The organism is Rhizobium acidisoli (assembly GCF_002531755.2).
Classification (GTDB): domain Bacteria; phylum Pseudomonadota; class Alphaproteobacteria; order Rhizobiales; family Rhizobiaceae; genus Rhizobium; species Rhizobium acidisoli.
Genome location: NZ_CP034998.1, coordinates 1192655 through 1201934, shown reverse-complemented (window position 1 = coordinate 1201934; position 9280 = coordinate 1192655). Strand labels below are relative to the sequence as shown.

Annotated in this window: 11 protein-coding genes; 3 read left to right on the top strand and 8 right to left on the bottom strand. The window is 60.9% G+C overall.

Features of this window, described 5'->3' with window-relative positions; translation table 11 throughout:
* Window positions 1–39: 39 nt before the first annotated feature.
* Window positions 40–1026: a cellulose biosynthesis protein BcsN gene (gene bcsN, locus CO657_RS06045; RefSeq protein ID WP_054181842.1), complete on the bottom strand. Its 987-nt coding sequence runs from the start codon at window positions 1024–1026 to the stop codon at window positions 40–42.
* Window positions 1027–1348: 322 nt separating this feature from the next.
* Between bcsN and CO657_RS06040 the strand changes: the two genes are divergently transcribed.
* Complete coding sequence (locus CO657_RS06040; RefSeq protein ID WP_054181841.1) at window positions 1349–1663, top strand: DUF1236 domain-containing protein; 315 nt, start codon at window positions 1349–1351, stop codon at window positions 1661–1663.
* A 46-nt stretch (window positions 1664–1709) separates the two neighbouring features.
* Here the strand turns inward: CO657_RS06040 and CO657_RS06035 are convergent, their stop codons facing one another.
* Window positions 1710–3356 carry an ATP-binding protein gene (locus tag CO657_RS06035; protein ID WP_012557287.1) on the bottom strand — a complete coding sequence of 549 codons (1647 nt, stop codon included), beginning with the start codon at window positions 3354–3356 and terminating at the stop codon, window positions 1710–1712.
* A 270-nt stretch (window positions 3357–3626) separates the two neighbouring features.
* Between CO657_RS06035 and CO657_RS06030 the strand changes: the two genes are divergently transcribed.
* Window positions 3627–3974, top strand: coding sequence for a response regulator (locus CO657_RS06030; RefSeq protein WP_054181840.1), 348 nt, complete (start codon window positions 3627–3629; stop codon window positions 3972–3974).
* A gap of 66 nt (window positions 3975–4040) precedes the next feature.
* On the opposite strand, the gene CO657_RS06025 is transcribed toward CO657_RS06030, so the two are convergent.
* The 6 genes from CO657_RS06025 to CO657_RS06000 all read right to left on the bottom strand — a co-directional run bounded on the left by CO657_RS06025 (window position 4041) and on the right by CO657_RS06000 (window position 8497).
* Complete coding sequence (locus tag CO657_RS06025; protein ID WP_054181839.1) at window positions 4041–4580, bottom strand: MerR family transcriptional regulator; 540 nt, start codon at window positions 4578–4580, stop codon at window positions 4041–4043.
* Between the two features lie 150 nt (window positions 4581–4730).
* Window positions 4731–5069, bottom strand: coding sequence for an integration host factor subunit alpha (locus CO657_RS06020; RefSeq protein WP_003578475.1), 339 nt, complete (start codon window positions 5067–5069; stop codon window positions 4731–4733).
* 105 nt (window positions 5070–5174) lie between these two features.
* On the bottom strand, window positions 5175–6146 hold the full coding sequence (locus CO657_RS06015; protein ID WP_037073922.1) for a beta-ketoacyl-ACP synthase III: 972 nt from the start codon (window positions 6144–6146) through the stop codon (window positions 5175–5177).
* A gap of 20 nt (window positions 6147–6166) precedes the next feature.
* Window positions 6167–7213: a phosphate acyltransferase PlsX gene (gene plsX / locus CO657_RS06010; RefSeq protein WP_012557284.1), complete on the bottom strand. Its 1047-nt coding sequence runs from the start codon at window positions 7211–7213 to the stop codon at window positions 6167–6169.
* A 98-nt stretch (window positions 7214–7311) separates the two neighbouring features.
* On the bottom strand, window positions 7312–7866 hold the full coding sequence (locus CO657_RS06005; protein ID WP_054181838.1) for a YceD family protein: 555 nt from the start codon (window positions 7864–7866) through the stop codon (window positions 7312–7314).
* Between the two features lie 10 nt (window positions 7867–7876).
* Entirely contained in the window at window positions 7877–8497 is a 621-nt protein-coding gene (locus CO657_RS06000; protein WP_082366241.1) for a ubiquinol-cytochrome C chaperone family protein, read from the bottom strand.
* A gap of 187 nt (window positions 8498–8684) precedes the next feature.
* On the opposite strand from CO657_RS06000, the gene CO657_RS05995 reads away from it, so the two are divergent.
* Complete coding sequence (locus CO657_RS05995; RefSeq protein ID WP_003587417.1) at window positions 8685–9218, top strand: outer membrane protein assembly factor BamE; 534 nt, start codon at window positions 8685–8687, stop codon at window positions 9216–9218.
* The last annotated feature ends 62 nt before the right edge of the window (window positions 9219–9280 follow it).

Sequence of the window (9280 nt, the reverse complement as noted above, 5' to 3'; positions counted from 1 at the left end):
TGTCGTCCGAAAACCGCTCACACTTTTCGGCATCATGCTCTATCTCCGGCAGGCGGCCGTCATGGCCGCGTCGCCTATGCAGTCTGGCGAAGGCACGGTGACGCCGATCGCCCTTGCGGATTGTTCGACCGGCTGTTCGGGCGGCGCGGCTGCCGCGTCCGGCATCACCCTCGCCTGCGGCGCCTCGCCGGGCAGCGGCACGCGCGGACCGATGGGCGCGGGCATCGGTGCGGCGCCCGGTGCCGGGGTCGAAGCGTTGCGGGGCAGAACCGCCCGCGGCCGGCTGATTAAGGCAGGCGCCGGCTCGTAGCCGATTGCCATCGGGCTGGCGCGATAACCGCCCTGGTCAGGATAGATCGGCGCGCCGGTGCGGCCGAGCGCGGCATCGGCCGGCGGCGGATTGCCGTACGGATTCCAGATCACCCCGTCGAAGTTGCCCGATATGGTGTAGCCATAGACGATGCCGAGCAGTTGGCGTTCGCTGGCGTTCGCATCGCAGAGACGCAGGCGCAGCTGGATCATGCCGAAATTGCGCGCCTGGGTGTTGGCGTTGACGCTCGAGCGGATCTGCTGCCAGGCATAGATGCAGGTGTCGCCGCCACGGCTGCGGCCGGAGGCGTAACCGAAGGGGCCATAGCTGTTCTGCAGAAAGGTCGCCGACGTCGCCATGGGCACGCCGGGGGCGGAGCGCGCCACTTCGCGGGCAATGCCGCTTTCATTGATCATGCTGAAGCCGGCATTGCCGGTGCCGGGGTTGACCCCGGACGCACCGAAAAATTGGACCTTCAGGAAGTTCTGGCCGGGCACGGAGGATGAGGTAAACAAGGAAACCGTCTGCTCGACGCCGTTGCCACGCTTGCGCTCGACGACGCTGACGATCGACGGGCCACCCGGCGGCGGCAGAACCAGCGCCTTTTCAGGCGCCACGGTCTCCGGCCCGGAAGACTGGTGGACACCGCCTGTCGACGTGCAGCCGGCCATCGTGCCCGCCACTGCCACCAGCGATATCGTCATCCGCAAACGCATGTTTCGAGCCGCCGCAATCGTCTTTCCAGATATCCATTCGCAAACCGAAACGCGACGGACCTTCGAATCAACGACCACGCGGCCGTTCACAGGGTATAAATCGCCAACATGGTTAACGAAGCGTAAACGGCCCGCCCCCGATGCCGCTGGACGAACCCGCACTGACCGTGATTCGGACAGCTCAACCGTATGGTGCATAAATTGATTTAGCAACATCTCAACTGCAGCGCGTCTGTCTTATGCCACGATGAAAAGCCGGCGCGGAACTATGCCGCATGGCCGGCGTTGCCTCGATGTCCAAGGTTAAAAAGGAGAACATCCCATGCGCAAGATCATGCTGGCTGCGGCCGCCATGCTGACCATCAGCTCCGCCGCCTTCGCGCAGAGCACCATCATCGTCACCGATCCCGCACCGACCGGCTCCGTCGTGTTGCCGGGCGAAGTTCGCACCTATGTCATGGAGCAAAATACGCCGTCCGTCGTCTATGACGGCGATATCGCCGTCGGCGCGACGCTGCCCGATACCGTCGAAGTGCACACCGTGCCGAATATGGACGGCTATGGCTATACCGTCGTCAACGAGCGGCGCGTCATCGTCGAGCCGAAGACGCACCGCGTGATCCAGGTCATCGAATAAGGCGATCGAACACAGTGGACGTGCGGCCGCCTAGCGGCGAGCGGCTTCACGTCCTCTCATTTTCCATTTTCGCCGGCACATTCAGAAGTTCGCGGATCTTATGGGCGAGCTGCTCCAGGCTGAAGGGCTTGGCAAGCAGGGAGACGCCATGATCGAGCACCCCGTTATGGACGATGGCGTTGCGGGTATAACCCGTGGTGTAGAGGATGCGGATCGCCGGCCATTTTTCCTGGACGATATCGGCAAGCTGGCGTCCGCTCATTTGCGGCATGACGATATCGGTGAAGATCAGATCAACCTCCCGATTTTCTTCCAGAAGCAGAAGCGCCTCCATGCCGCTTGCCGCCTGCAACACGGTGTAACCGAGTTCATGCAGGCTTTCGGCGGTCATGATGCGGACGTTCTCATCATCTTCCACCACCAGGATCGTGTCGTTGACGCTGCCTTGGGGAATAGGCTGGGCGCCGGCCGCATTCAACCTGGCGTCCATCGCGCCGACATGCCGGGGGAGATAGATCTTCACCGTCGTACCCCTGTCGATCTCCGAATAGATCTTGATGTGGCCGCCGCTCTGCTTGATGTAGCCGTAAACCTGGCTGAGGCCGAGACCGGTGCCCTTGCCGGGTCCCTTGGTGGTGTAAAACGGGTCGAAGGCACGCTCGATCACGTCAGGCGACATGCCGGTGCCGGTGTCGGTCATGCTGACCATCACATATTGGCCGGCATCGACCTCCGAATGCATGCGGGAATATCGCTCGTCGAGTTCGGTATTGGCGGTCTCGATGGTCAGATGTCCGCCGCCTGGCATGGCGTCGCGGGCGTTGACGGCAAGGTTCAGAATAGCATTCTCGAGCTGGCTCAAATCGGCAAAACTCGGCCAAAGGCCGCCGGCAAGCACGGTCTCGATCCGGATCTGCTCGCCGAGTGTACGCCGCAACAGCTCGGACATGCCACCGACCAGCTTATTGAGATCAATCACCTCAGGGGCGAGTGGCTGCTGGCGCGAGAAAGCGAGCAGACGCGCGGTCAGGACCGCGGCACGCTGGGCGCCGTCTTTGGCATTCTGGATGGAGTTCAGCACGCGGGGATCCTCATGCCCGGTCATCCGTCGCTGGGCAAGATCGAGGTTGCCGATGATGATCGCCAGCATATTATTGAAATCATGGGCGACGCCGCCGGTGAGCTGACCGATCGTCTCCATCTTCTGCAACTGGCGGACCTGCGCCTGCGCGGCGGCATTCTCTTCCATCTCGTGCCTGAGTTCGGCGGTGCGCTGGACCACCGTCTGTTCGAGGCGCGTGTTGAAACCGTTGAGTTCGTTGCGGAGGCGGCTCTGCCGGCGATGCGCGATGATGATCATCTCCATCAGCCCGATGATGATCACCGCATTGATGAGATAGGTCGACAGTCCAACCCATTGGCCGGCGCTGACCGGCCAGAAGATATTGTGCGGCTCGACGAAAAACTGCTGGACGATGAAAGCGGCAAGTATCGCCGCGACAAGGCCCGGGCCGGCGCCGCCGATGAAACTCGCCAGCAATATCGCCGGGAGAAAGCTCAGAAAGGGAAAGCCGGAGAGATAGTCGCTGGCGGCAAGCCTGAGAAGAAACGTCAAGCCAACGAAGGCAACGGCCAGCGGATATGTATAACCCGGCCTGTGACGCAGCCAATCCGTGGCACTCAGCAAATCCATTCCAGACCCCTCCTTACGGCGCCGCGCCTTATCAGACGCGCAGAGAGCGCCGTAACACTTTGAATTGCTGCAGAGTTTTACCCCAAAATCGATTCCGATTGAAGGAATTACGCAGTCGCCGTTGCGCAGGCGGCATCCCAGCTTTTACACATGGAATTTCACCCGGCAATATGCTGTTTCTCGCACTGCCGGGCACGACGTCTTGACGAGACATGCCAGGAGTCCACATAAATCCGCATGCCCGGCAAGGGGAAATGGGTGGACGCGAACATGAAAGACATATTCATCGTCGAAGACGATGCGCTGATTGCCATGCTGCTCGAGGACATGCTCGCCGATCTCGGCTACCGGGTTTGCGCCAGCGCGCCCGATCTCGAACGGGCGCTGGCAGCCGCCAGGGATACGGAATTCGACGCCGCAATTCTCGACGTCTCGCTTGCCGGGCAGAGCTCGCTGCCGGTCGCAAAACTGCTCGACGAACGCGGCAAACCCTATGTCTATGCAACGGGATACGGCGCCGCCCCTGCCGGCAGCAGCCCGAGCACATTGCCGGTGCTGCAAAAACCCTTCCAGCTCAGCGAACTCGAACAGGCGATGAAGCGGCTTACCGAAGTCTAAAGCACGTCGCCCGGAGCCGTGCATCGATTCCGGGATAACGACATGCATAAGAACCAAGAGTTCCGGTCAGCGCACCTGATCGAGCAGACGCTTGCATTCCAGCAGGTCGTAGAGTGCCTCCTGCAGCAGCGCCCTGTCTTCCTTGCCAACGCTCGACTTGCCGATCGAGACTTCCTGCTCGTCCTCGCCAGCCACAAAGTTGAAGAAGCGGCGGGTAATCGGCGGCTTGGCGCGGCCGACAATCTGATCTTCGTCGGCCATGCCGACGCGCGGTTCCCCTGCCCCCGCCTCCTGCACGCCCGAGGCAAGCGCCTCGACGCTGGCGAGATCGCCGTGGCCGACCGATATGACGAACTTGTTGCCGTTGGTTTTCAGAAGTTTCTGCACACCCTTGATCGTATAGCCGTGATCATAGAGCAAATGCCGGATGCCCTTGAGCAGATCCACATCCTCGGGGCGGTAGTAACGACGGCCGCCGCCGCGCTTCATCGGCTTTATCTGCGGAAAACGCGTTTCCCAGAAGCGCAGCACATGCTGCGGCAGATCAAGATCGTCTGCGACTTCGCTGATGGTGCGAAAGGCATCGGGGCTCTTGTCCAACGTCATACTGCTACGCGACCTCGCGGCTCGATCTTACGGCGACTCATCATATTTCAACGGTTTGGCGCCGACAATTCAAGTCATGTCTCGACGTTGCGCACAACGCAGGACGGTGCGAAGGAAAAAAAACGCCGTTTCGAAACGGGAAGCCGATGATCAGGAGGCCGGATTCTGCGGCTTCAGCTTGACCTTGCGGGCGACATGCGCCTTGAGGATGCGCGTCTTCAGCACGTTCGACGCCTTGAAAGTCATGACCCGGCGGGGAGATATCGGAACCTCTTCACCGGTCTTCGGGTTGCGGCCGATCCGCTCGTTCTTGTCGCGCACCTGGAAGGTGGCGAAGGAGGACAGCTTGACGGTTTCACCACGCACGATGGCGTTGCAAACTTCGTCGATGACGGTTTCCACAAGTTCCGCAGATTCGGTCCGGGAAAGCCCGACCTTGCGGAAAACCGATTCCGCCAGGTCTGCTCGCGTCACTGTTTTTCCGGTCATGGTTTCCCCGCCCATTTCAAATATTTTGTGAAATCGCGCAAAGAGTATTTGTCTTGCGCCTTACGGTCAAGCTCTTGTTCGCCGCCAGTTTTTTTGGATTCGTGCCTACCAGCGCAGCAGAACGGCGCCCCAGGTGAAGCCGCCGCCCATCGCTTCGAGCATCACCAGGTCGCCCTTCTTGATGCGGCCGTCGCCGGCAGCGGTCGCAAGGGCGAGCGGGATCGAGGCCGCCGAGGTATTGCCGTGCAGATCGACGGTGATGACGACCTTCGCCGCATCGATGTTCAGCTTCTTGGCCGAACCGTCGATAATGCGCCGATTGGCCTGATGCGGCACCAGCCAGTCGAGATCCTCGGCGGTGGTCCCGGTTGAATCGAAGGCAGCCTGAATGACATCCGTGATCATGCCGACGGCGTATTTGAAGACCTCGCGGCCTTCCATGCGCAGCTTGCCGACGGTGCCGGTCGTCGACGGCCCGCCATCGACATAGAGCTTTTCCTTGTGCGAGCCGTCGGAGCGCAGATGCGCCGTCAATACGCCGCGATCGGCAACGGTGCCCTCGCCTTCGGTCGCTTCGAGCACGATCGCACCGGCACCGTCGCCGAACAGCACGCAGGTGGTGCGGTCGTTCCAGTCGAGAATGCGCGAAAAGGTTTCAGCGCCGATGACGAGAACGCGCTTGGCAAGGCCGCCGCGGATATAGGCATCCGCCGTCGTGACCGCATAGACGAAACCGGTGCAGACGGCCTGGACGTCGAAGGCGAAGCCGTGGCTCATGCCGAGACGGTTCTGGATGTTGACCGAGGTTGCCGGAAAGGTGTTGTCAGGCGTCGAGGTGGCGCAGATGATCAGATCGATATCGGCTGGCGTCAGGCCGCCATTGGCAAGGGCAGCCCGCGCGGCAGCCTCGCCGAGCGACGCCGTCGTCTCGTCGTCACCGGCGACATAACGCTGGCGGATGCCGGTGCGCTGGACGATCCATTCGTCCGACGTGTCGACGATCGCTTCCATGTCACCATTGGTCATCACGCGCTTCGGAAGTGCGGCTCCAAACCCGCGAACCACTGAACGGATCATATTCGATTGAACCCCATTGCTCATGCAGCTTCCGGGCCCATCGGGGGCAGCCGCTTGGCATGATATTTCTTAAGATCGTTTTCTATTTTCTGATTGAGGCCGTTCTTGGCCATGTCGTAACCGACTTCGATGGCTGCGGCGATGCCTTCGGCATTCGCTCCGCCATGGCTCTTGATGACGATGCCGTTCAGGCCGAGAAACACGCCGCCATTGACCTTGCTTGGATCGAGCTTCTCGCGAAGCATGTCGAAGGCGCTTTTGGCGAAGAGGTAGCCGATGCGGGCGAGCAGCGTGCGCGACATGGCGGCACGCAGATATTCGCCGATCTGCTTGGCGGTGCCTTCGGCGGTCTTCAGCGCGATATTGCCGGAGAACCCTTCGGTGACGACGACGTCGACCGTGCCCTTGCCAAGGTCGTTGCCCTCGACGAAGCCGGAATATTCGAGCGAATCGATGTTCGCCTCGCGCAACAGCCGGCCGGCCTCCTTGACCTCTTCCTGGCCTTTCATCTCTTCGACACCGACATTCAGCAGGCCGACTGTCGGCCGTTCGACCTCGAAGAGCGCCCGCGCCATGGCGCCGCCCATCAGGGCAAAATCCATCAGCTGCTGCGCATCGGCGCCGATCGTCGCACCGACGTCGAGCACGATGCTCTCACCTTTCAGCGTCGGCCAGATCGCGGCGATCGCCGGGCGCTCGATATTGGCCATGGTGCGCAGACAGAACTTCGCCATTGCCATCAGCGCGCCGGTATTGCCGGCTGAGACCGCGACATCGGCCTCCCCCGTCTTCACCGCCTCGATCGAGCGCCACATGGTGGAGATATAACGGCCGCGGCGCAGCGCCTGGCTCGGCTTCTCACTCATGCTGACGGCAAGCTCGCAGTCGTGAAAGACCGATTTTTCCTTGAGTTTCGGAAACTTGGCGAGAACCGGATCGCACTGTTCCTTGAGACCGTAGAAAACGAAGGAAATATCCGGATGCCGGTCGAGCGCCTTGGCGGCGCCGGGGATGACAACCTGGGGACCAAAGTCGCCACCCATGAGGTCGAGAGATATTCTGATCACGCGTCCCTGATCCTTCTTTCCGCCGAGGGCGAAATTTCGGCCAAAATACCGGTTTTGGCGTCGCTTACAACTGAATTATGTCAAATGCCAGAGGCGCTTCAGTCCTTTTTCCAATCCTTGAGGGCCGCGAAAGCCGAAGGCTTTTTGTCGTCCTCGCCGCTATCTTCGATATGGCCAGCGAATTCGATGCCCCCCTTGCGCGGATAGGGATCGATCGCCAGCGCGGCGAATTCGGCAACCACCTCGCCGGCATCGATCGTATCGCCGACAAAGGTCTCGGGCAGATCGGGACCGTCGGGATCGAGCAACATCTCGCCGGCATCATTGCCGGCCTGGCGGGCAAGCTTGGAACCCTCCGGCACGAAGATCTGCTCGAAGCTCTCGTCGATGGCGGATTCGACAGGCTCCAGCGTCACCACGCAGGATTGGACGATCTTCGCCTTCACGCGGCCCTTGATGCGCACGCCGTCACGCTTCCAGCGGGCAATCTGCAGATCGGCGCTGAGATCGTCGACGGAGACGACATTCCAGCTCTCGGCAAGCGCCTTCAACTCGTTTGCGTCGGCCTCGACATGAACCTCGACGGGGTTGGCCGAGATATGGCCGACCTTGACGTGATAGGAGAAGGGAACATCGTCCCGATCGTTTTTCATGATTTCCTCCTCAAGCGACAGGTGGGCGGGCGACCGGTGAGTGGGCGACCGGCGGCAGCGTCGCCGAACCGGTGGCGATCTCCTCTTCGGCAAGCGCCGACAAATGCGCTTCCGCAGCCATCATCCAGTGGGCCAGACCGGACATATCGGCCGGCACCGGGCTTTCCGGATAGATATTGCGCGTGAGGGCGAGAGCGAGCGCTTCGGTATCGCCGGTGTCCATCGCCTTCGAATAGGCTTCGAGCCGGCCGTAAAACATGCCGGCGAGCTTCTTCATGCGCTTCGGCACGCTATTGTCGCCGATGCCGAGTTCGCGGATCGAATAGTCGATATCCTGGAAGAAGGCGTCGACGATCTCCTGGGCGATCTCCTGTCCGCTGGTGGCGGAGCTGCGCGTGCGGCGAAAAAACAGAATCATGGCGATCGACAGCATCTCGAAACGGCCCATGACCGTATCCGGCACATTGAGCCGCTCATAAATCTCCGGCATGCGCGCGGCCGCCGTCAGCACCGCATATTGCCTGTCGACGATTGCCTGATTGTTGTTTTTCTTGCGGAACAGCCCGAAGATCATTGTTTTTTCCGGAAATGCCTCATTCTTCACGCCGGCCGGCCTCTGGCCTTGTTGCATGATTTCGAAAGCTGGTTTACCGAAGCAGGCGCGAATTGCAATGCCGATCGTGGCCAGTTTCGGGACGACGCCCTCGATGCGTCAGCGAAGCGAATTCGGGATAGTCGACCCGGAATGGCCACAATGGTTTTGCAGGAGGTAAAGCGTGCAAGGCCCAAATGGCTGCTATCGATACTTTAGGGAGTAGATGTCGTTGAAGAAACGGTATTTCAAGTCTGACGTGAAACTCTTCAGCAGTGCGGCCATTGCCCTTATAATCGCCTCCACATCCGTTCTTTCCGGTTGCCAGACTGGCACCGTGCTCAATGGCGGATATGTCGCCGACCAGCAGTCGCTGAACCTCGTTCCGGAGGGCTCGAGCCGCGAGCAGGTGCTGCTTTCGCTCGGCACCCCGTCGACGACCGCGACCTTCGACGGCGAAGTCTTCTATTACATCTCACAGCGGCGCACGCGCGCGGTGGCGTTCCAGAAGCTGAAGGTCGTCGACCAGAGCGTGCTGGCGATCTATTTCGACAAGGACAGCGTCGTCAGCCGCCGCGCCAACTATACGCTGCAGGACGGCAAGGTGTTCGACACCATCGGACGCGTCACGCCGACCGGCGGCAAGGAACTCACCTTCCTGCAGCAGATGCTTTCCGGCGGCAGCGCCGCGAGTGCTGCCCGCAGCCTGTTCGGCGGCGGCGCCGGCGGCACGCCGCAGAATCCGAGCAGCCTGCGCTGATCGAACAGATTTTCAACGAAAAACCCGCCTTCCGGCGGGTTTTTTAATGGTCGGGGTATGGC

Coding starts and splice junctions, on each gene's coding strand:
- bcsN (WP_054181842.1), bottom strand. CDS start 1,026: ATGCGTTTGCGGATGACGATATCGCTGGTGGCAGTGGCGGGCACGATG.
- CO657_RS06040 (WP_054181841.1), top strand. CDS start 1,349: ATGCGCAAGATCATGCTGGCTGCGGCCGCCATGCTGACCATCAGCTCC.
- CO657_RS06035 (WP_012557287.1), bottom strand. CDS start 3,356: ATGGATTTGCTGAGTGCCACGGATTGGCTGCGTCACAGGCCGGGTTAT.
- CO657_RS06030 (WP_054181840.1), top strand. CDS start 3,627: ATGAAAGACATATTCATCGTCGAAGACGATGCGCTGATTGCCATGCTG.
- CO657_RS06025 (WP_054181839.1), bottom strand. CDS start 4,580: ATGACGTTGGACAAGAGCCCCGATGCCTTTCGCACCATCAGCGAAGTC.
- CO657_RS06020 (WP_003578475.1), bottom strand. CDS start 5,069: ATGACCGGAAAAACAGTGACGCGAGCAGACCTGGCGGAATCGGTTTTC.
- CO657_RS06015 (WP_037073922.1), bottom strand. CDS start 6,146: ATGATCCGTTCAGTGGTTCGCGGGTTTGGAGCCGCACTTCCGAAGCGC.
- CO657_RS06005 (WP_054181838.1), bottom strand. CDS start 7,866: ATGAAAAACGATCGGGACGATGTTCCCTTCTCCTATCACGTCAAGGTC.
- CO657_RS06000 (WP_082366241.1), bottom strand. CDS start 8,497: ATGCAACAAGGCCAGAGGCCGGCCGGCGTGAAGAATGAGGCATTTCCG.
- CO657_RS05995 (WP_003587417.1), top strand. CDS start 8,685: ATGTCGTTGAAGAAACGGTATTTCAAGTCTGACGTGAAACTCTTCAGC.